Origin of the sequence: Undibacterium sp. Di24W (genome assembly GCF_049340325.1) — a bacterium.
In the GTDB taxonomy this organism is placed as follows: domain Bacteria; phylum Pseudomonadota; class Gammaproteobacteria; order Burkholderiales; family Burkholderiaceae_D; genus Undibacterium.
In genome coordinates this window covers 133,699-155,861 of record NZ_JBMPOP010000010.1, presented here as the reverse complement: position 1 = coordinate 155,861, position 22,163 = coordinate 133,699, and the positions used below count along the sequence as shown (strand labels likewise).

Sequence of the window (22,163 nt, the reverse complement as noted above, 5' to 3'; positions counted from 1 at the left end):
CGGTTCCTGCCACCTTTAAAGTGACTAGAAAACTCACAGCAAAGGAATCAATAAAACAAAAAGAAGAGGAAGAATTCGATTTTCGTCCGAGACTGTATGTCTTGTCAGTCGGCGCTGCCAATTATTCCAATAAGAAAATTACAAAACTAACATACCCAGCAAAAGATGCCACTGATTTTGCAAACACTGTCCGTAGACAAGAGGGTGCCCTCTACAAACAAGTTGAAATCAAACTATTGATAGATCAGGATGCAACTCAAACAGGTATTCTCCAAGGGCTAGAATGGCTGCAAAAGCAAGTAACTAAGCATGACGTTGGTGTCATATTTTTTGCTGGGCATGGAAGAAATGAGCCCTCAATTGGTTACACCTTCCTTCCAATCGACGCAGACCCGAAAGAGCTGAAGTTGACATCGATCGGAAAAGATGTGCTCAAACGAAAGCTCGCTTCATTACGCGGCAAAATATTATTTTTCTTCGATAGCTGTTACTCAGGTGCCATACTAGGTTCTAACGATACATTCGGAAACGTTAACGGCGTCATCAATGAATTATCGAGTGCAGAAAACGGAGTGGTTGTTTTCAGTTCAAGCACCGGAACTCAGAAGAGTTACGAAGACCCTGTATGGGGCAACGGCGCATTCACAAAAGCGCTTCTCGAGGGAATCGACGGGGCAGCAGACTTCGGCAAAACAGGTAAGGTAACTTATAAGATGCTCGACCTTTACATCAGCGGACGAGTTAACACGCTGACCGAGGGAACTCAAACCCCAGTAACACAAGCTCCTGGTGGTGTCGTTGATTTCCCAATTTCGGTCAAGATGAAATAAGCTTCAATTCAGCGCCCTGCGGGACTTTCATTCAACCCAAGTTAAGACTATGACTAGGTACTTCATCGAGGTACCTAATCCACATCGGCTTAAACCCTAAATATTGATGATCAAGCCACAAGATATTTCTCGGAACCCACGGTATACCAAGCTAGTGCTCTAATCCAAATTTAGTTGCACTGCTGCGCCAGGATTTGTAGCTCTACTAAAAGCGATAAATGCTAGCAAAATTTAGCCCCCGCAAGGTTCAGACGGAGAGGAGAGATTAACGATTTGTACTCGACGATTCTTGCGATCTGCATATGGGGACTGTTCGTTCTCCAATGGTTCTAATTTTCCCTTGCCTGAATCTATCAATGCATCCGCCTTGACGTTAAATTCGTTGATCAAGAACTGTTTCACTGCCAGCGCCCTTTTTTCAGAAAGCAGTTGATTGTATTCGACAGATCCTTTTAGATCTGTATGACCGATGATGCCGAATTTCTGTCCTTTCAAATCATCACTTTGAATTGCCGCACCAAGATTTCTTGCCTGCTCGGCTCCCTGACTAGTAAGCAAAAATGAATTGAATTCAAAATTAATGGTTAAATTGATGCTCAAATTCCCGCAAAGTGCACGACTATGTTTTGGTGAAAGCTGGCGAATAATACTCTCCGGACTAACAGCCTTCTGTGCGGCGACATTACCTACAAGAACAAGCGCTGAAGCCATAACTACGATAAGATTCTTAATCATTTTTACTCCTCGGTTTTGAAATGAACAGCATCGACTGCAATCACGTCGCCGCTTTCTTTCAAGCGTTGGAATGACCCGCGCAGTAGAGTCAGAAGGTAACGTTCATTCCATAAGTTTGTTGCGACCGGCGAGTTAAATATAGGCTTCTTAGTCACGAGCATCAAAATCGTTTCAGCTCCAAATGGTTTTGTAATGAAATAGTTCTTAGTTATTCCTGGAATTGGAGAGTTCAGATTCAACTCCACATTTGTTTGTAACGGTGCCGGTTTAGAATCACGGAATGATGGCTGCATGATTACCGAGACATTTCCATCTCGAATTGCCTGAATATGAAAAACATAGATGAAGTACTGCCCTTTCAACGTAGAAAGTGACATCTTCACTGAAGTTCTATTTTTTACGATATCTCCTTCATTGATGTTTTCTACTTTGAGTTTCCATCCGTTCAATCGGTTATTTCGTATATAGTTGTCTTCGATCTCGCATTGGGGCCAAGGCAAATTTCTGACGGCAGCAGCGTTCAGAACAATTCCAAATTTTTCTTTTACTGCCTTTTCAAGGGCCTCCAATTCTCGCTTATCTTCGACAAAACCATGGAGCATAACTCCTCTATTGACAGCCTCGGTGTTCAATTTTGAGCATTTCGAAATTAAATTAGAACTCGATATTAACGCTTCGATACCCTTCATCTTTTCTTGAAAAGTTAATTCAACGATAGGTGCTGGCACTGGGGTCGGTATTGGTACGGGCACTGGCACTGGTGTTGGTGTTGGTGTTGGTGTTGGTGTTGGTGTTGGTGTTGGTGTTGGTGTTGGTGTCGGAGTTGGCGTTGGCGTTGGCGTTGGTTTCGGTTTTGGCCAATCAATCTGATAAATCCGAGAGATTGTTTGCCTTAGTCCTAGACGATCAGGAAGATCAAGTACGAACACATTTGGGCTCCCCAAGTTAGCAAGCCATGCACTATACGAAATTCGCATGAATCCGCTTTCACCCCAAGTCTTCCCCCAAGAATTTACAATTGTGAAGGTTTGCGCATCGTCGTTATAACCGACTATGGTTAAGGCGTGCAAACCAGCCAATTCATCTTTAGAATTAAAGACCCCTTTAGTGTAAATGCTAAAATTCCCTACGGGCTTATCAGTCCCTGTATATTGCGCATAAACTACTGGTTTTCCTTCACTGATCGCTCCACGAATTTTGTCCATCGCATCGCTTTTCATATATGGCCAGAAATCAGGACTTGGAAATATTTTCCGAAATTCGGTAATTTGATCTTTACTTGTTACCTCGATGCGGCGATAGTCGATGAGCCTCCTCTCACCGGATATTTTTAAAGCGTTCGAATCTGGAAGTGCAGAACAATCATTAGATCTATATGGTAGTTCGCTCAAATATACTGCGCCTATCTTTTTGAGAATATTCAAATTGTCTGAAATTGAAGTGCCTTTAAAACCTGATTCGCATCCGCCATCAATGATTAAGTTGTATGGAAAGGCAGGACTGAAAGCAAACTTACCCTTTCCAGTTAGATCCGGAAATGCTTGTTCCATCTCACGATTAAACAAGACACTAAACGCGTAATATGTTGTAGCCCAAGACGAACAAGAGCCCTGCATTCCTTGATCACCTACTGGGGGTATATACCTAAGCAAATCTGCTTGATCAGGTAAATAAGCTCTAAATGGCCGTAGTACAGGTACTGTCAACACGACTTTGGGATCATCAGGAACCCCGCCGCGCACCCGCTGCTCGTCATCCGCGCCCTGGGCCCAAGATGAGAAAGACAAAATACCTAAAAAAAATAATATGAACTTCCTATTTTCTTTCATACTTACTCCGATTAAAAATGGGAATAGACTAGTAGTAGTAATGACTCAGTCAAATTTGATGGTATTTGCTATAGTGTGGCTCGCGTCTTTGTTCAAGAATCAAGTCCACCTCAATTTAACTCGCCGTTAAATCGTAGCATTAGAATGTGATCAAATGAATGGCAAATATCCACAACCACGTCTATTTGTTGTATTTTCAAACTTCCAAAGGATAAGCCTATTGATTTGCATGAAAACTTGGAAGTATATGAATGGCACTCACATTTCTAACAATGTTACTCGCTGTCCCAACGATACCAAACACTATTGCACAGACGACGTTGCATTCAAAGGTCTTGATTGTCCTGTAAATGGGGTTTACCAGAATCAGTCATAGTGGCCATCAGCATTATTGATCGACACAAAGAACCCTCTACTTCCTTATATTCAAAATGCTCCATCAGAATACACTGGTTTCTTCGTTGCGCAGACTTCATTGTTTGACCCGTCAAGAGGAAAACACAATCCAGAAAGACATGTCGCTGCATGCAACGTTCCATACTTCGTTTTTCCTGGAGATTTCAATGCGTTATCGAGCACGGGATCAATGGGAGATTTTGGTTACCCAACAAACCTATCGAACGACAAAACCTCAGCATTTATCGTAGAGGAAATAGACCCGAGAAAAGTGAAGCTCGGAGAAATGTCGATCGCATTGGCAACATCATTTGGCGGAGAAAATCCGAACCGAAGAACCGTGGCAAGTGAGCATAAAGGAAAATTCTCATTTATTGTGTTTCCCAAGTCAAAATCCTCAGCTTGATGGCCATTTGCCAAGGCCAAAATAGAAGAAAAAATTGAGAAATTGATGTCGAGAACTGGTGGAGCGGCTACGCTTGACGCTTGCAAGACGATAAATTAACGCAAGTCTACAACTTATCGATCATCGTTTCGGTGGGTAATTCGACAAATCAAATTAACCACGCCCTCATTTACTCCAAACGCAATCGGCAATTTTTTACATGTAAATTTACACCCTCAAAAAAAGACCACAAACAAACCTATAAATCCCGTAAATATCACCTGCGCTCTATAGAGTCTGAAGTACAATCACTGCTCCTCAATTTGATGGACAGTGGATTAGTCGATGGATAAAAAGAGCCTTTCTGAACGCGATATCTGCAGCAAATACATTACCCCAGCCATTGTTGAAGCAGGCTGGGATTTGCACACACAAATTCGAGAAGAAGTCAGCTTCACCAAAGGCCGCATTATCGTGCGCGGTAAATTGCATACGCGCGGCGAACAAAAACGCGCCGACTACATTCTGTACTACAAAAAAAATATTCCTATTGCCGTCATCGAAGCCAAAGACAACAAACACAGTGTTGGCGATGGCATGCAACAAGCTTTGAACTACGCAGAGACATTAGGTGTGCCATTTGTCTTTAGCTCAAACGGCGACGCATTTCAGTTCCACGACCGTACTGGCAATGCCGCAAAAGCTGAGATAGAGATTGGTCTCACACAATTTCCGTCGCCATCCGAACTATGGCAACGCTACTGCGTTTGGAAAGGCATCGCCACACCAGAAGCGATCCAAACCGTAGAAATGCCCTACTACGATGATGGCACTGGCCGCGCGCCGCGCTACTATCAATCTAATGCGATTAACAATACCGTCGAAGCGATCGCCCGAGGGCAGCAACGCGTTTTGCTAGTCATGGCAACAGGCACGGGCAAGACATACACCGCATTCCAAATCATTTGGCGTCTTTGGAAATCCGGCACCAAGAAACGCATCTTGTTTCTTGCGGATCGCAATATTTTGGTTGATCAAACCAAAAACAATGACTTCAAACCCTTCGGTTCAGCCATGACCAAGATCAGCAAGCGTCAGGTCGATAAAAGTTACGAGATTTACCTGTGCTTGTACCAAGCCGTCACTGGTACGGAAGAAGAACAAAACATTTACAAACAATTTTCACCCGATTTCTTTGATCTCATTGTCATTGATGAATGCCATCGCGGTAGCGCGGCGGAAGATTCTGCTTGGCGTTCGATTCTCACTTACTTCTCCAACGCCACTCACATAGGCTTAACCGCTACCCCCAAAGAAACCAAGGAAGTGTCCAGCATTAGTTACTTTGGTGATCCGGTCTACAGCTACACTCTAAAACAAGGCATCGATGACGGCTTTCTCGCCCCCTACAAAGTGGTGCGTATCGATATCGACAAAGACGTGCAAGGCTGGCGACCCAATAAAGGCCAAGTGGACAAACTCGGCCAAGAAATCGAAGACCGCATCTACAATCAAGTCGATATGGATAGAACCTTGGTGCTCGAAAAACGCACCGAGCTAGTCGCCAAAAAAATCACCGAATTTCTCACTGCCACCGATCCTTACGCAAAAACCATCGTCTTTTGCGATGATATTGATCACGCTGAACGCATGCGCCAAGCCCTAGTCAATCTCAATCCAGAACGAGTGAAAGAAAGCAGCAAATACATCATGCGCATTACGGGCGATGAAAAAGAAGGCAAAGCCGAATTAGATAATTTCATCAATCCAGAAGAACGCTACCCCGTCATCGCCACCACGTCTAAACTCATGACAACTGGCGTCGATGCACAAACCTGCAAGCTCGTCGTACTCGATCAACACATCAAATCCATGACCGAGTTCAAGCAAATGATAGGTCGCGGCACGCGCATTAATGAGGATTACGATAAATACTGGTTCACCATCATGGATTTCAAAAAGGCGACCGAGCTATTTGCCGATAAAGATTTTGATGGCGAACCTGTGGTGATCTATGAACCCAAAGGCGACGATACGCCAGTTCCACCCGATGAAATCCCTGAGCTCATCCTTGATGAACACGGCAATCCTGTTCTGCATCCAGCGGACGATGTATATCCTATCGATGAACAAAGCCAAATCGAAATTGACGGGATCGGGATCAAGCAAGGTCGGGTAAAATACGTGGTTGACAATGTCGATGTCTATGTCAGCTCAGAACGCGTGCAATACATGGGTTCCGATGGCAAGCTCATCACCGAATCGCTAAAAGACTACACGCGCAATACCGTACGCAAAGATTATTCTTCCTTAGATCAATTTTTACTACGCTGGAGCAAAGCCGAACGCAAGAGCGCCATTCTGCAAGAGTTACAACAACATGGCGTATTGCTGGAAGCATTAGCCGAAGACGTAGGCAAAAATTTTGACGCTTTTGATTTAATCTGCCACGTCGCCTTTGATCAACCGCCACTCACCCGCCGTGAACGTGCCGACCAAGTTAAGAAGCGTAACTACTTCACCAAATATGGCGCACAAGCACGACAAGTATTGGAAACCCTATTAGAAAAATATGCCGACACTGGCATAGAAAACATTGAGGATATTAAAATTCTCACGCTAGACCCATTTAAAAACATGGGCAGCGCCACCGAACTAGTCTCCGCCTTTGGCGGCAAACAAGGCTATTTAGCGGCACTAGCTGAGTTAGAACACAATTTATATGCGTAGATCGAGAATAGCGCCAACCAAATTGAAATAAGCTGTAAGTCTCATGGATATAAGGTTCCCGCCCCTTCAAGGGGCGGGTTAGGGTGGGGATGGGTTTGGCTTGAGTACAAGATATCGTTAATTACACGACTAAAACCCATCCCCATCCCAGCCTTCCCCTTGAAGAGGAAGGAGCAAAGCAAGAGCCTTCCCAGCTAAAGATAAATCTCGATTTTGCTTAGCGCCTATGGAGCTGCACTTACGCTACGATAAAAACGCAAACAATGAAAATCAAAGCATCAACAAATACTTAAAGCAGAAAAGAATCCCATGAGCATTTCCAGCACCATCAAATCCATTCAAGACATCATGCGTAAAGACGTAGGCGTTGACGGCGACGCCCAGCGTTTAAGTCAGCTCGTTTGGATGTTATTCCTCAAAATTTTTGATGACCGCGAAACCGAATGGGAACTCATCCAAGACGATTACCAATCACCGCTGCCCGAAAAATACCGCTGGCGTAATTGGGCGGCCAATGCCGAAGGCATCACCGGCGACGAACTCAAACAGTTTTTAGATAACGATCTCTTCCCTGCCCTGCAAACCCTTGAAGCCAAAGGCGGCGACCAACGTGCTTATGTGATTCGTTCCGTATTTGAAGACGCGTATAACTACATGAAGTCGGGGCAATTGATACGCCAAGTCATCAACAAAATTCAAGAAGGCATCGACTTCAACAAAGCACAAGAACGTCATTTGTTTGGCGACATGTACGAACAATTACTGCGCGACCTCCAAGCGGCAGGCAATGCGGGCGAGTTTTATACACCACGCGCCGTCACGGAATTTATGGTGCAAATGACCAACCCGCGCCTCGGTGAAAAAGTCATGGACCCGGCTTGCGGAACGGGCGGCTTTTTATCCTGTTCGATTGAACACATACGCAGTCAAAACGTCAAAACCGTCGATGACGAAGCGCAACTACAAAGCAGTATTTTCGGCATTGAAAAAAAACCGCTGCCGCATTTACTCTGCACCACCAATATGATTTTGCACGGCATCGATGTGCCCAGCAATATTCGCCACGACAACACCCTCTCGCGTCCACTCATTAGCTGGACACCAAAAGAACGCGTCGATGTCATCGTTACCAATCCACCCTTTGGTGGCATGGAAGAAGACGGCATAGAAACCAACTTCCCCAGCGCGTTCCGCACGCGCGAAACAGCCGACTTGTTTGTCGTGCTGATCATGCAGCTACTCAAAGCCAACGGCCGCGCCGCCCTTGTTTTACCGGACGGCTTCTTATTTGGCGAAGGCATCAAAACCCGCATCAAAGAAAAGCTGCTAGAAGAATGCAATCTACACACCATCGTGCGCTTACCGAATGGCGTGTTCGCACCCTACACAGGCATCAAAACCAACTTGCTATTTTTTAGCAAAGGCAGCCCAACCAAAGACATTTGGTTTTACGAACACCCTTACCCAGAAGGCGTGAAAAGCTACAACAAAACCAAACCCATGCGCATCGCAGAATTCGCCACCGAAAAAGCCTGGTGGGGCAGCGAGCAAGATGGCTACGCCACACGCGTAGAAAGCTCGCAAGCATGGAAAGTCAGCATCGACGACATCAAAGCCCGCAACTACAACCTCGACTGCAAAAACCCGCACGTAGGCGAGCAACAGGTTCATGACCCTGAACAATTATTAGCGCAATACGCCGTCATGCAAACCGAGATCAGCGGCCTACGCAATCAGCTCAAAGACATCTTGACCAAAGCATTTCAGGGCGAGGAATAAATGAGCGCAGTACATAAACTGATCACCGATCATCTCGACATTTGGACCGCCGCAGACACCGAGAAAAAATCGGGACGTGGCCGCGCTTCGGGAAACGCGAATAGTGTCTATGGCATTAAGAAATTACGTGAGTTGATTTTGGAATTGGCAGTGCGTGGGAAGTTGGTGCCGCAAGATGCGAGTGATGAGCCTGCTAGTAGTTTGTTGCAAAAGATATCTATTCATAAATCTGAACTAATCTCCGTCGGTAGACAAAAAAAGGAAACTCAATCGTCTCCAATTAAAGAAGGCGAGAAAAGGTTCAAATTGCCGATTGGATGGGAATGGGTAAGGTTTGGCGATGCGCTTATCAATCGAGATGCGGAGAGAAAGCCTATTGCTGCTGGTCATAGACAAGATCGGAAAGGACTTTACGACTACTACGGTGCATCCGGTGTAATCGATAAGATCGATGAATATCTATTCGACAAGCCACTACTTCTGATTGGCGAGGATGGTGCGAATTTGGTGAATCGTTCAACCCCCATAGCATTCATCGCGCGTGGAAAATACTGGGTGAATAATCACGCACATGTCCTAGACGGATTCTCTGAGGACTACTTACGCTATATTGAATTATTCGTAAATGCGATTGATTTGAAACCATTCGTTACTGGTACGGCGCAACCGAAGATGAACCAGGCGAAAATGAACAGTATCGTTTTAGCGATTCCGCCTGAAGCAGAACAACATCGCATAGTCGCCAAAGTAGACGAACTAATGGCGCTATGCGACCAACTAGAAGCCCAACACAACAACGCCGCCGACGCCCACGAACAACTCGTCAGCCACTTGTTAAGCACGCTCACGCAATCGCAAGACGCAGAAGACTTCAACGCCAACTGGCAACGCATCGCCACGCACTTCGACACCCTATTCACCACAGAATCCAGCATAGACGCCCTCAAACAAACCCTGCTACAACTAGCAGTCATGGGCAAACTCGTACCACAAGACCCGAACGATGAGCCGGCTAGTCAGTTGCTTAAGCGGATACAGAATGAGAAAGCGAAGCTGGTTGCTGAGGGAAAAATTAGGAAAGACAAGCCATCAACCATGATTGAGGAGTCAGAAAAAAACTTTGCTTTGCCTCGTGGATGGAAATGGGTGCGGTTCAATGACTATGCGACTGATGTATCGACTGGTCCATTTGGATCAATGATTCACCAATCTGATTATGTAGATGGAGGGGTGCCGCTCATCAACCCATCACATATGATCGACGACAGAATCACACCAGACTGGTCGGTCTCTGTTTCAACAGACATGGCCGCTACGCTTGAAACTTATAAAATTTATGAAGGCGATATTGTAATGGCTCGAAGGGGTGAAGTTGGGCGGATTGCGCTTGTCACAAAACATGAAAGTGGTTGGCTCTGTGGAACTGGAAGTTTCGTCCTAAGATTTTCAGTCGAAGTTTTACGAGACTATTTAAGAGTATTTTTCCGCTGTGAATACGCTCGAACATATCTTGCAGGTGAGGCCGTAGGCACGACCATGGTAAATCTGAATCACGGAATTTTAAAAAAGATGCCAATCGGTTTGCCTCCACTAGAAGAGCAACATCGGATTGTCGCCAAAGTCGACGAACTAATTGATCTATGCGAACAACTTAAACATCGAATCAAGAATACTAGACAACAACAACAAAAACTAGCGCGTACATTAATCGAACATGCCCTAGTGGCGTGATTTTTCCAACTATTTACTATATCTAATTTTCATCAAACTGAAGAGGAACAACGTGTCCAATCAACAATCACTTAAGCAATTTTTTTCAAGTAAAGTTTTTAACATACCCAAATATCAAAGAAGTTATGCTTGGGAAAAGCAAAACGTGAGAGAGTTATATGAAGACATTCAGGAAGCAATAGATACGAAGGCTAGCCATTATATTGGGACTGTCGTTTTAGCCAAAACAGAAGATGACGAACTATTCAATATTGTTGATGGCCAACAGAGGATAACGACGCTCGTCATGTTTATCAGTGTGATTATCAAAAAATTACAGGAAAAGGAAGATCGTGACTTTTACGGTCGTTACTACATCAAAGAACGAAATCAATTTAAGTTAACGCCACTAGAGCGAGACAAAGAATTTTACTTCAATCTTTTGGAATCGAAAGACGATCTTGTACCAAAAAACAAGAGCCAAAGACTTATTCTTGATGCCTACAGCGAAATGGAATCGATCGTCGACCTGAGTATTGAAGCTCCTTTGAAATTCTTGAAGGCGATTGAATCCCTGTCCATCCTAGAGTTCGTTGAAGAAAATGAATCTGATGCGATTCGGATTTTTCAAACAGTAAATGATCGTGGGCGCGAATTATCTAGAATGGATAAGATGAAAAGTCTTCTATTTTATTTTTCGAATAAATACCTATCTCAAAAATATGACGATGCGATCAATGATAAGTTCGGTGAGATATTTGAACTTTATGATGATATTAAATTGATTGGCACCGATCAAAAAATCAATGTGATTAGCTCTAAGTCATTTAATGAAGATGAATTGTTAAGGCACCATCACATTTGTTTTTCTGAGGAAAGCTATGAGCCGACTAGCCAACATGTATTAGATGACGTCAAACATAAATTGACATCTTTGAGAAAGAATACCGACACTCTATTGCTTGATGAATATTTAATTAACTATCTAAACAGCCTATTAGAATACATTCAAGCCTTCAAACAAATAATCGCAAGAACGGTTGATCAAGCAGACTATTACAAATTATTCTCAATACTTGGTCTATCTGCGACCTATTACCCAGCGATAACACAGCTTGAAAAGAATGGCTTTCTCGGTCAAATCTTACCGGACAAAAACATAAGTGTTTTAAAAATGGTTGAAATAATTGATGTACGCGTGTTGAAAATTCGCGACTATCAAGGGAAAAAGCATATTGCTGAACTGGCATATAGTTTAAACAGCGAGCCTTGGACTATTGAAGAAATCCAAGAGTGGCTAATTTGGTTCAACTCTTTTGAATTGAAAGACGACCGTTTTAGAGACTATTTAACTACTGGTGATTACTATAAGCAAACTGGACTACTCAGAACTTTGTTCATTGACTATTGTGAACGTTTAACAAATAAAGTCTATTCAATTGAAAAGCTCAAGGAGATCATGAAAAATGAACCAACCATTGAGCACATATTATCCCAGACACCAAAATTCAAACCTCGTTCTTTTGGTTTTAAAGATGACGATGATTTTGAAACAAATAAAAATTTAATCGGAAACCTAACGATTTTAGAGAAAAAAATTAATAGCTCAATCCAGAACGATGACCTTGTAGAAAAAATCGTAGGCTATAGCAAAAGTGCCTTCAAAATCACTTCAATTTTTGCGACGGAATTTTCAATAACCAAATCTTTTAAGAAAACTGACTTGGAAAAACGGGGCCAAGCATTGGTTGATGATTTCGTAAAGCGTTGGTGGGCATAAAAAGCACTCTTCAAGGAAAACATCAATCACACAAACTGCTTGATTCGTGAAATAGAGAGGGACAGCATTGAATTTTCTTACGCAATGCCGTTCCTTCTAAGCGCTTTCAGAAAATAGAAATTTTCCCAATGTCCCAACCATTCTCCTTAACGCACGATTGGGGTCAGCATCGCAATAATTTTGAAGTAGATAGCTAAAGACAGCCAACTGAAGAACAAACATGTCAACCGAAACTACAAACTCCCAACCAAAACAATTCTCATTATTCGAGAACATTGATCCCGCAAATGCACAGACAACTTTAGCGGTGCCGCCTGTCGGCAAGTTCAGCAACTACGTAGTGTACGTTGATGAAAGCGGTGATCACGGCATGCAAACTTTGGATGAGAACTACCCTGTTTTTGTACTGGCATTTTGCATCTTCCACAAACGCTATTATTGTGAAACTGTCGTGCCCGCTTTAGAGAAATTTAAGTTTAATCATTTCGGCCATGATCTCATTGTCTTGCATGAAAACGAAATAAGAAAAGAAAAAGGCAACTTCAATTTTTTCCAAAGTCGTACGCACAAACATGCATTCCTGAATGAGTTGACGAGCATTATCGATGCCAGCAATTTTATTCTGGTTAGCTGCGTGATCGATAAAACGGAATTGAAAAATAAAGTCGGACAAGAGACTAATCCATATCACCTCGCGCTTGGATTTTGTCTCGAAACCCTCTATGAGTTTTTACAGGAAAAGAATCAGGATGGCGCTACCACGCACGTCGTGGTGGAGCGTAGAGGTCCAAAAGAAGACAACGAACTCGAATTAGAATTTCGCCGTACTTGCGACGGAGAAAATCGTCTTAGTATCCCGTTCCCCTTCAACATCATTTTTGCGGATAAAAAAGTGAACTCGACAGGATTGCAACTCGCCGACTTAGTTGCTCGCCCAATCGGCATGCGCATCCTTCGACCTACACAGGAAAATCGCGCATTCGATGTACTGAAGAAGAAATTCTATTGTGATGGCGGTAGAGAGAATGTCGGTGAAGGATTTGAAAACTGGGGATTGAAGATTTATCCCAAGCCATAAAGCGAAAAGCCCCGATGAAACTCACCGAGGCTTAGACGCCGACCGGGAACCCCCAGTCCACTTGGGCAGAATTATAGCAAAGAAGCGTTAAATCACAAGTGAAATTATTGGAGATCGCTGTTATAACAAACACAGTTCAGGCGAAAGAATGCAAAGTATGTGCCAATCTTAGGCTCGCTTTAGTTAATCACAAACGTCATATTTTAGGAGATATACATATAAGTCTTTGAAATTATTAGACATTCTTATTTAATCGCAAATATCATTACATTTCCTTTATTGCATTTATTTAAATATAGAAATGATTTTTTACATCAATATCAAACCGATTATCTCCTTTCGTTTAGCCCACTAATATTCGCATGACCTCACCATTCTCCCTAAGAATCTTCGTAGCCAATGGCGACCCAGACGGTCTGCGCATCGTCGAACGCAGCAATTGGATAGGCAAAGCAATTGTATTTCCCCGCCCTTTGCTACCAACCATAAAACAGCGCGAAGAGTTTGCGCAAACGGGTGTCTATCTTCTGCTTGGTCCACGCCCTGATGGTGATGGTGAAATGATTTATATCGGTGAAGGCGATCCCGTTAAGCCTCGACTGGAAAACCATTTCAGCAATAAAGACTTTTGGACGCGGGCAGTCTTTTTTGTGGCGGGCTCTGGTCAGCTAAATAAAGCCCACGTGCAGTTCCTTGAATCCCAATTGATCGAACGCGCCAAAGACGCGAAGCGCATGCGGTTGGAAAACATTAAATCAGAGAACGAACCGACGCTTTCCGAAGCCGACCGCGCAGACATGCTGGTGTTTCTCGATCATATGCTAAGCATGCTGCCGGTCTTGGGCATTTCAGCTTTTGAATTAACCCGCGCGTCAGACAATCGCATTGCTGGCACAACCCTTTTGAACTGTGTCGGAAAGGGTTTAAAAGCGCAAGGATACGAATCCAATCAAGGCTTTGTCGTGAAGGCAAATTCACAGGCGAGTGATGAAATCACAACGTCAATGCAGCAACAAATGCATGGCATCGTAGATTTACGCCAAGACTTGATCGATAGCGAAGTATTGAAGCGTGTTGGCGACAGCTACATATTCAAACAAGACTATAGTTTTTCTAGCCCATCCACTGCGGCAGCAATTGTCCTAGGACGCAGCGCCAACGGCCGCACTGAATGGAAAGATGGGAATGGGCGTACGCTCAAAGAGATTCAAACACAGCAAGCAACCCTTTAGTTTGAAGTTCCTGGTAATCTCTGCAACGCTTTAAATGTGATGCTGCATTATATAAACGCAAGTAAAATTACTTCATGCATACAACTTGGGAAGTTTTCAATAAATGAATCTCACCAAAGAACAACTTCGTATTGCGTATAACACTACTGGTCATATCTTAGTAGACGCTGTGGCAGGTAGCGGTAAAACAACGACATTGGTCGCTTGCTGTAAACGTGCCATCAAGACGGGTACATTATCATCAGAAATCTTACTAATCACTTCTACCGAGTCGGCGAGAAGCAAACTAGAGCAATACGAAATGCTTCAAGGAATGGCAGTTTCGCCAGAAACGTTTGATTCGATTGCTACAAAACTGGTAAAAAAATTTGAAGATTTAGGGATTCTCGAGTTCGCTATGGTTTTGGATGAACGAGCGACAATCAAATATCTACACGATGCAATCATCGAAGCACAATCTTCTCCGCTGCTACGTCGATCAAGCGGCGATCTAAACACCGATCCTGCATACATTGATTCCATCATGCGGGAATTTGCGATACTTAAGCGTAATCTCAAATTATTAAAGCTTAATGAATTGGGCCTTGAATATTCTGAACAACTTGAGATCCTTGACATTCCTGAGACCACATGCATTGTTTTTGAAACCTATGAGAACATACGTAGAAGGATTGGTTTTCGTGCAAACGGGGACATGCTATATGACCTAATTTGCAAGATTGAAGAGGACCCAGAATCGATCGAAACCTTTACAAATGAGTTCTCGTTGATTCTGATAGATGAATTTCATGACATCAATGAAGCACAACTCAGACTCTTAAAAGCGATTGCGGGGTCTCGTGCAAGACTTGTTGCAGTTGGTGATGCCGATCAATGTGTGAACACACAGTTGGGTGCAGATCCGTTATTTATGCAGGAGCGAATTGAACAAGAGTATGAGGGTATAAAGCGACTCAAATTGCAAGAAACGTTTCGCTTTGGCCCCGAACTAGCATTTGTTATCAACTCTCTTTTTGGTAGAAAAGTGGAAGAGGATGGCAAGCTGTGCATCTCAAATCAGAGGCGAATAACAGAGGTAAATATCTTTCAATACGCAAATAACTGCGCCCACGATGTTGTGACCGAACTATTAAATTGGGAATCCATCGGTAATCCATTGAATGATGCAGCAATACTTGTTAGGGAGTTTGCCCACACAATCGCAATAGAAAGTGCGTTAATGCACAAAGGCATTCCCTATCAAATTCTGGGTGGAAAACCATTTTTCGAAAGGCCGGAGATTTACACACTCAGAGGCGTGTTACATCTGGCGCTAGATAATCTCGACACCATTTCGGATCTTAGAAAGCGAAAAGAAATTGTCAAGGGCTTATTGTCACTGCCGAGCCTAGGTTTAAGTGCGGCTACACTCAACGATGCTGCTGATTGGGTCGTTGAGTCGCCAAAGGATTTATCTGGTGCAGCCGAACATGCAATGAAATTAGCTGCAGAATCGGAAGGACAGAACATTCCCAATTGGAAAAGAAGTGCTTTGGAACGAATCAGAAAAACACGTATTTTCCTCCAAGAAAACCATACAAAATTGAAAGCTGGCGAATTACTGGAACAAGCCGTTTTAAGTTTGGATCTCGATAGTGAAATTAGGCGTTTACACGTCAATAATGACATCGTCAAAAGTACACTGATGATGATCTCTGAATTTACAGCCTATGCCAAAGAGACTGACTTAATGGCGGCAGATCTACTGACGTTGATTGATAGATTCGAACAGCATATCGCGGAGAAGAAAAAATTCAAAGCAACTGAGTTCGTCAATGTAACGACCATGCATTACGCAAAAGGACATGAGTGGGCACACGTGCTTCTCCCCAATTTGGCGAAAGATATATTACCGCAGAGGGATCGCGATGTAAGTGAGGAAAGAAGATTGTTTTATGTTGCTCTTAGTCGAGCAAGAGACAGGGTTTCTCTATTTGCGCCACAAGATAAATAGCTTCATAAATGGATTATTAAATAATGAGTAGCTCTATACCAAATCCAAAACCAAGTCAGTTCCTGCTTGATATTGACATTCAAGCGGCCAAGCGTTTTTCGAAAGAAGCGTTTAGGTCTTTAGGTGGCGCTGTTACACAAGGTGCAATCCCTCTAAAAGTGCCATTTCGTGAAAAAGAAGATGCAAAAAAACTTGGCGCTTTATATAACGGCCGTCAAAAAATTTGGTACGTGCCAGGTGGTGTTGACCCTTCGCCTTTTAAACGCTGGTTTTAAATTTAAACATAGCGCTAAAGAATTTTAGCCAATAAGTGGGATATAAATCATTGCCTAGAATACGTTTATGAATTGTGAAAAAATATCGTTTGAAGGCTTGATCGGCTCTGCAGCGGATCTCATCACGGAAGCAGATGCCCTCGTGATTACTTCCGGTGCAGGCATGGGTATAGACTCGGGCCTACCAGACTTCCGAGGAGAAAACGGCTTCTGGAGCGCCTACCCCGCTCTCGGCAACTTGGGAATCAACTTCACTCAAATCGCAAACCCCAAAGCGTTTCAACGACATCCAGAATTAGCTTGGGGTTTCTATGGGCATCGCTTGCAGCTTTATCGCAATACGATTCCGCATGAGGGCTTTCAATGCTTGTTGAAGCTAGCGGAACAGATGCCGCTAGGTTTGCGACACTTCACGAGCAATGTGGACGGACAATTTCAGAAAGCTGGATTTGAGTCACGACATGTCACGCAATGTCACGGTTCAATTCACATGCTGCAATGCATGGACCAATGCGGAAATGAGGCTTGGCCTGCCGATGAATTTCAGCCTATCGTTGATGAGTCCAACTGCATATTAATTTCACCGTTACCGCGCTGTCCGGTTTGCGATGGTTTAGCCAGGCCGAATATTTTAATGTTTGGAGACTGGGGATTTGAAGGTCATCGTTATGAGCAGGCCGAGTCAAGCCTACTGACTTGGTTCGCTCGTGCATCACGTCCAGTGGTAATAGAAATTGGCGCTGGCACGGCGATCCCAAGCGCACGGCATTTTGGCGAAGGACTTGATTGCCCTCTCATAAGAATTAATCCTTCGGAATCTGAAGTTGGCTTACATCGAGATATCAGTATTCCTTTGGGTGCGAAGGAAGCACTGTTACTAATAGCAGATGCGCTAATCTAATTCACGATTGAGCTATTTATTAAAAATGATCTCAAACGCCAACTGGCATGTCTGTTGTATCTGCTCCGGTAAAAGTTTGCGATTTTTTGGAATGCGTGCCGCGTCTCGAATCACGTCATTGACGTTCGAGAATGTGCTTTCACTTAACCTCAGAACGGTATCGCTCAATTTGTTACCTAAAGCTGGACTAATGCGCCCCTTCCATGTTTCATGGAATTCTTCAAGCAACGCTCCGAAAAGTTCGATGGTGTCGTAGATATACAGCACATCTTGGGCTTGCTTTGCCACAGGACGATCCTTTTGGATTAAAAATTTCTGAACGATGAAGCAAAGCGGGTTGGCTACCTTAATGTCCATTGATGATGGTAATGGAATGCCAAATTGGGGGCCAAGAGTGATCACCCAAGGATCAACAAGGAGGATGTCCAAATTACGAATCTTTTGGGCTGAGATACCCGCCATCCGCATGGTCGCATCTTGCTCTCGAGTCTTCTTTTTAATACCACTGCCGGTCAATGGTGTCAAAAATTCGGCATAGAAGCCGCCATTCTCATCACCTAGTGTGTAGTAAGCCACCGGTGGCTTGTGCTCACCACCTAATTGTTCCTTGAAGCCATGTTGTATAAGTGCAGCTTTGATATCGCCTTCGATTGGAGCTCTGTTGGCAAACGCCAAGTCAGTATCACGTGTGAATACTGGCTGGTATTCCAGCTTGTTTGCCCTCGGGTCGAATCGGTGGATTCGATGTGCCCATCCCCCAATAAATACAAGATGATCACGCCATGGGAAAAGTGCTTGAGCGAGCTTCGCGATTGCATCTAGATCGTTCATTTGATTTTAATTTCCTATAATCGGACGAAGTATTTTTTCATAGATCAGCTTGGCCTGTTCTTCACCACGTGAAGGGTGATTGACGACATCCAACCAAACTTGGATGATATCGGAAACGATCATGCCATCTTGGTGTACGGCACCTCTGAAAACTGATTTTGGTGAAAGTGTTTGCCTGATGATCAGGTCTGGCATCTCAGAAGGAGGGGCGCCTGCCAGCGCTCTCCATTTCTTGTCATCTGGTCGTGGGAGCTTTGGCACGTAGACATAGTTTGGCACGCCGCTGACATGCCCTAAGCCTAAAGCCTCGGCTGCCCCAAATAGCGCCAGGCAAGACTCTCCCTGATTATTGTTCAGAAGGCTAACGATTTGTTTTTGTATAGGGCCACGAATGAGGAAGCGCATTGGTAGTTCTGGCGCATTACGTATCGTAGCTGATCGCCAACGATTGAATAATTCTTGGCGACGGACAAGAGCGAGATATCGCGAAGAACCGTCCAAATATCCTTCGTTGCGTAATTGCTGCAAAAACCGGGAAGCGCTCATGGGAGATACACTAGCGGCCTCAGCAAATTCAGAAACGCTTTGATATTTTTGTCTCGGTGCTTGCAACAGGTGATCAGGTATTTCAGGTGCCAGCAATACTTTTAGCATCCATTGGTTGAGATCCGAAAAAAGATTAACAAGCTGATTCGATGGTGAACTCCCGTGCCATCGTATCTCGTTCGGCTCGACATTCAGTTCCTCTAACCCCTCCCCCCTAAAGTATCTGAGCCCATTCTTGGAAACGAGGCCAACAGCTACATTCGGCGCGTATTTTTCAACAAACAATCGAAGTTGTTTCGACAGAGACTGGGATGCATTTTCTACGGAGATTACAGCAAGTGGCCGTGCATCACCCACGTCAAGGGCATATGCTTGGGCTTGTAGAATTGCCTGTGACAACATGGGAATCGCTCGATCGGCTCGTCCTTCTGAAAGTGCCTTGACCTCCACGATATAGCATTGTGCCTCTCTTCGAATCACCATGTCGGGATGTTTCGCATCGTATTCTGGTGAACGATTGATCTCCCAGCCGTGGTTCTCGAATAGATCAGCTACGAGAATCTCCGCATTCTCGTTCCGGTTATTGAGTAAAGAAGGTGAATTCATATTTGGCACCAGTTGATATCTACCACGGCCATTATATATACCACGGCCAAGATGTCAATCATGGCCGTGGTATGCATCGTGGCCATGATATAACTCAAACATTGGAATTTGCTGGTTATTGGAAAAAGTCGGAACGAATGAAACGCTGCCGTTGTTTGATGCTGTCGTCTTTGCCTAAGGCTTCGACATAGTTGCCCACTCATCCGCATTATCCCATCTGAAAGCCAAGTAACCTTGAGTCGAGATATCAGCATTCCATTAGGTGCTAGAGATGCGTCGATACAAATATTTAATAACTTGAATACGCAGCCAACTTAGCCGCGCATCATTTGATAGTTTGGTGCGAACCTTGAGAGAACCTTGCTGCGAACTATCAGACTTAAACACATCCTTGCTGTTTAGGTCTCCACAGTCTCTGCGACTGAATTCCATTGATGTTTTCTACACTCATTTCACGTATTTATTGCTACACAAATTTTAGTAAAGAATATCCATGTAACAGGAGTGTATCGTTGCACCATATTGTGAGGAGTCGCAGCCGACTAGATCATTTCCATTTCAAAAAATTCTTACAAAAAATGATCTAGTGGCGATGCTGGGCATTTCTACAAACTAAAGGCAATACACAATATACGAAATACTAGGCGATTCCCAAAACTTTCTTTATCTCTGCTACTGGCCACGCTAGTCTCCCGTTGACGCGAATGGGATTTACCTTCCCGTTCTGAAGACTCGCCCAAGAACGCAAAGTTTGCTCCTCGCGGTTCAACCAAAATGCAGCACATGCAGTGCTGACATGGGTTCTTGTTTCCTCCTCTATTGATGGAAACGTCGGCTTGCGCTTCTTAGGCTTCAAGGTTTTTTCGACCAAATTTATTAGTTTGATCGGACTTTGAGAAATAGATGTTCGCAAACCCTGAAACTGCACTGAGATTGGGTTTTTCGATGTTTGGAACCATCCACTGAAATCAAAATTATTATTGCCATCAACAGAATAGATCATTTAGATACCGCCTTTCCGTTGTTGAAGTGCGAGAGAATCAAAATATTGATCTTTTTCAAAAAATATCTCCTGGCACCAAGCATAAATGTCATTCCTATCCTAAAGTTTTCAGACTTCACCTGTTTGTCGATAAGAACATCGAAGAACTTTCGTTTGTCCGAATCTTCCACAATAGACGATGCCCGAAAATTGAAATTATCAACCTTGCCATTTTTTTTGTTTCTACTAATTAGCTTATGCATTCTTTATTCTTTCTTGTATAAAATATTTTATCGAAACTGATCTCATTAAACTTGACCAACCAATCCACAAAACACATTTTCAAACCATTTCCAAAAAAACTTAGATTTTATTTTTACGTTCTAAAACCGATACACAATTTTCATAAATTTCAAATAGAAAACCGCATCAATCAACAAGAATACAAAGTGCCAAATGCAAATACCCTATACACAGAGATAGGACATTCAATTTTTTCACTTGTATTTGTGCGGTACTCATTCATAAAAACCGCGTGTTGGGTTGGAGAAAACATTGACTGTTACGCGTCGCGCTCTCTCCCTGTCAATGTTGAATTTAGAAATTTATTGAACGTTCCTTTCGGAACACGGATGTTCAATAATCGAATTAAAGAAAATTTGTCGCCCTTAATCAAGGCAGTCAACACGTCATCACTCATATTGAAGATTGATCTTAATGCATCAGAAATTGCGGTATCTATTGTGTCGGATACGCTAACTTTTGACGAACGATTTTCTTGTACGCGCGCTTTGAATCGTTGTTGAGCAAGGCCATGTTTCTTCGCGACGGTTTTGTAAAAATCACGTCGCATACCAAAAGTTTCCTTCATACCGCCTAACAATTTTGACCCGCTCAATTTTTCGTCTTGAATTGGTATCAAGATGACGTGGCAATGCGGACACATTTCGTCGTTGTGAATAATGGAACTAAGCAGCGGGACCTTGTAATATTCCTTCGCCCATTCCGTGCAGTCACGGAAGAACTGCTCATAGTCGATATTCATCCCATTACCGAGCGAGAAGACGATCTCAATCCCTAAACTCGCATTTCGGCGAATCTTTTTTACTGACCTAGATATCAGTTCGTTTCCAACATTTGCAGCGGTCACTGCTGACGAACCAACGCTGTATAGGTCGACATTCAAATTTGTACGAACGGGGTCAATTCGTTGCCCATGACGAATCCCAATCTCTGCCAAAATCTCTCGCATGTTGTGCTTGAGCGCTCGCAAGAAAACTTCGTCATTGCTGCGTGATTTGGTCGTCTTTTTGCTTAATGGTTTTACTTCTAAGTAATACGATGTACTCATATTTGAATCTCCAAAGCTAAAAAAATTTGTCGTCAATCGCAATTTCGCAAAGCAATATCGCGTACAACAAAAACCATTTTGGAGCCACTTTTAGAAATACTTAGAATTTAGTTTGAAACATAAATTATGTTGTTTTTCGTCGGATCTATTTTTTAAGTTTCCGAAATTTCTGTGTTACTGATTTTTTCAATAAA

At 43.5% G+C, this 22,163-nt stretch carries 17 protein-coding genes; 11 read left to right on the top strand and 6 right to left on the bottom strand.

Going from position 1 to position 22,163, the window contains the following annotated elements:
* Positions 1–830 (top strand): caspase family protein (locus ACO0KZ_RS18930; protein WP_422998102.1); only part of this gene is annotated, 830 nt, incomplete at its 5' end.
* 231 nt (positions 831–1,061) lie between these two features.
* Here the strand turns inward: ACO0KZ_RS18930 and ACO0KZ_RS18925 are convergent.
* Both ACO0KZ_RS18925 and ACO0KZ_RS18920 read right to left on the bottom strand, forming a co-directional pair.
* The gene (locus tag ACO0KZ_RS18925) at positions 1,062–1,565 is read right to left on the bottom strand and encodes an OmpA family protein (RefSeq protein ID WP_422998100.1); all 504 of its coding nucleotides are present in this window, start codon (positions 1,563–1,565) and stop codon (positions 1,062–1,064) included.
* Between the two features lie 2 nt (positions 1,566–1,567).
* Positions 1,568–3,394, bottom strand: a complete 1,827-nt coding sequence (locus ACO0KZ_RS18920; RefSeq protein ID WP_422998098.1) for a C1 family peptidase — start codon at positions 3,392–3,394, stop codon at positions 1,568–1,570.
* A gap of 391 nt (positions 3,395–3,785) precedes the next feature.
* On the opposite strand from ACO0KZ_RS18920, the gene ACO0KZ_RS18915 reads away from it, so the two are divergent.
* The 10 genes from ACO0KZ_RS18915 (at position 3,786) to ACO0KZ_RS18870 (ending at position 17,653) form a co-directional block, all read left to right on the top strand.
* Positions 3,786–4,196, top strand: a complete 411-nt coding sequence (locus tag ACO0KZ_RS18915; protein ID WP_422998096.1) for a hypothetical protein — start codon at positions 3,786–3,788, stop codon at positions 4,194–4,196.
* 324 nt (positions 4,197–4,520) lie between these two features.
* Positions 4,521–6,905, top strand: coding sequence for an EcoAI/FtnUII family type I restriction enzme subunit R (gene hsdR / locus ACO0KZ_RS18910; protein WP_422998094.1), 2,385 nt, complete (start codon positions 4,521–4,523; stop codon positions 6,903–6,905).
* Between the two features lie 309 nt (positions 6,906–7,214).
* Positions 7,215–8,684, top strand: coding sequence for an N-6 DNA methylase (locus tag ACO0KZ_RS18905; protein WP_422998092.1), 1,470 nt, complete (start codon positions 7,215–7,217; stop codon positions 8,682–8,684).
* Entirely contained in the window at positions 8,685–10,415 is a 1,731-nt protein-coding gene (locus ACO0KZ_RS18900) for a restriction endonuclease subunit S (protein WP_422998090.1), read from the top strand. It abuts the gene before it with no gap.
* A gap of 52 nt (positions 10,416–10,467) precedes the next feature.
* Positions 10,468–12,174: a DUF262 domain-containing protein gene (locus ACO0KZ_RS18895; RefSeq protein WP_422998088.1), complete on the top strand. Its 1,707-nt coding sequence runs from the start codon at positions 10,468–10,470 to the stop codon at positions 12,172–12,174.
* Positions 12,175–12,394: 220 nt separating this feature from the next.
* Complete coding sequence (locus ACO0KZ_RS18890) at positions 12,395–13,252, top strand: DUF3800 domain-containing protein (RefSeq protein WP_422998086.1); 858 nt, start codon at positions 12,395–12,397, stop codon at positions 13,250–13,252.
* Positions 13,253–13,614: 362 nt separating this feature from the next.
* On the top strand, positions 13,615–14,484 hold the full coding sequence (locus tag ACO0KZ_RS18885; RefSeq protein ID WP_422998084.1) for a GIY-YIG nuclease family protein: 870 nt from the start codon (positions 13,615–13,617) through the stop codon (positions 14,482–14,484).
* 103 nt (positions 14,485–14,587) lie between these two features.
* Positions 14,588–16,477 (top strand): 3'-5' exonuclease, encoded by a 1,890-nt coding sequence (locus tag ACO0KZ_RS18880; protein ID WP_422998082.1) that lies wholly within the window; start codon positions 14,588–14,590, stop codon positions 16,475–16,477.
* 23 nt (positions 16,478–16,500) lie between these two features.
* Complete coding sequence (locus ACO0KZ_RS18875) at positions 16,501–16,752, top strand: DUF5710 domain-containing protein (RefSeq protein ID WP_422998080.1); 252 nt, start codon at positions 16,501–16,503, stop codon at positions 16,750–16,752.
* 67 nt (positions 16,753–16,819) lie between these two features.
* On the top strand, positions 16,820–17,653 hold the full coding sequence (locus tag ACO0KZ_RS18870; RefSeq protein WP_422998078.1) for an SIR2 family NAD-dependent protein deacylase: 834 nt from the start codon (positions 16,820–16,822) through the stop codon (positions 17,651–17,653).
* 12 nt (positions 17,654–17,665) lie between these two features.
* Here ACO0KZ_RS18870 and ACO0KZ_RS18865 read toward each other — a convergent pair whose 3' ends face one another.
* The 4 genes from ACO0KZ_RS18865 to ACO0KZ_RS18850 form a co-directional block, all read right to left on the bottom strand.
* A complete protein-coding gene (locus tag ACO0KZ_RS18865; protein ID WP_422998076.1) occupies positions 17,666–18,484 on the bottom strand; it encodes a GSU2403 family nucleotidyltransferase fold protein in 819 nt (272 codons plus the stop codon).
* A gap of 6 nt (positions 18,485–18,490) precedes the next feature.
* Complete coding sequence (locus ACO0KZ_RS18860; RefSeq protein WP_422998074.1) at positions 18,491–19,636, bottom strand: hypothetical protein; 1,146 nt, start codon at positions 19,634–19,636, stop codon at positions 18,491–18,493.
* A gap of 640 nt (positions 19,637–20,276) precedes the next feature.
* Positions 20,277–20,639 carry a hypothetical protein gene (locus ACO0KZ_RS18855; protein ID WP_422998072.1) on the bottom strand — a complete coding sequence of 121 codons (363 nt, stop codon included), beginning with the start codon at positions 20,637–20,639 and terminating at the stop codon, positions 20,277–20,279.
* 541 nt (positions 20,640–21,180) lie between these two features.
* The gene (locus ACO0KZ_RS18850; protein WP_422998070.1) at positions 21,181–21,969 is read right to left on the bottom strand and encodes a plasmid recombination protein; all 789 of its coding nucleotides are present in this window, start codon (positions 21,967–21,969) and stop codon (positions 21,181–21,183) included.
* Positions 21,970–22,163 lie beyond the last annotated feature (194 nt).

Bases quoted from the DNA above. Each gene is read 5' to 3' on its own strand.
- hsdR (WP_422998094.1), top strand. From the start codon at position 4,521: ATGGATAAAAAGAGCCTTTCTGAACGCGATATCTGCAGCAAATACATT.
- ACO0KZ_RS18925 (WP_422998100.1), bottom strand. From the start codon at position 1,565: ATGATTAAGAATCTTATCGTAGTTATGGCTTCAGCGCTTGTTCTTGTA.
- ACO0KZ_RS18920 (WP_422998098.1), bottom strand. From the start codon at position 3,394: ATGAAAGAAAATAGGAAGTTCATATTATTTTTTTTAGGTATTTTGTCT.
- ACO0KZ_RS18855 (WP_422998072.1), bottom strand. From the start codon at position 20,639: ATGATCTATTCTGTTGATGGCAATAATAATTTTGATTTCAGTGGATGG.
- ACO0KZ_RS18870 (WP_422998078.1), top strand. From the start codon at position 16,820: ATGAATTGTGAAAAAATATCGTTTGAAGGCTTGATCGGCTCTGCAGCG.
- ACO0KZ_RS18885 (WP_422998084.1), top strand. From the start codon at position 13,615: ATGACCTCACCATTCTCCCTAAGAATCTTCGTAGCCAATGGCGACCCA.
- ACO0KZ_RS18880 (WP_422998082.1), top strand. From the start codon at position 14,588: ATGAATCTCACCAAAGAACAACTTCGTATTGCGTATAACACTACTGGT.
- ACO0KZ_RS18905 (WP_422998092.1), top strand. From the start codon at position 7,215: ATGAGCATTTCCAGCACCATCAAATCCATTCAAGACATCATGCGTAAA.
- ACO0KZ_RS18860 (WP_422998074.1), bottom strand. From the start codon at position 19,636: ATGAATTCACCTTCTTTACTCAATAACCGGAACGAGAATGCGGAGATT.
- ACO0KZ_RS18875 (WP_422998080.1), top strand. From the start codon at position 16,501: ATGAGTAGCTCTATACCAAATCCAAAACCAAGTCAGTTCCTGCTTGAT.
- ACO0KZ_RS18900 (WP_422998090.1), top strand. From the start codon at position 8,685: ATGAGCGCAGTACATAAACTGATCACCGATCATCTCGACATTTGGACC.
- ACO0KZ_RS18890 (WP_422998086.1), top strand. From the start codon at position 12,395: ATGTCAACCGAAACTACAAACTCCCAACCAAAACAATTCTCATTATTC.
- ACO0KZ_RS18865 (WP_422998076.1), bottom strand. From the start codon at position 18,484: ATGAACGATCTAGATGCAATCGCGAAGCTCGCTCAAGCACTTTTCCCA.
- ACO0KZ_RS18850 (WP_422998070.1), bottom strand. From the start codon at position 21,969: ATGAGTACATCGTATTACTTAGAAGTAAAACCATTAAGCAAAAAGACG.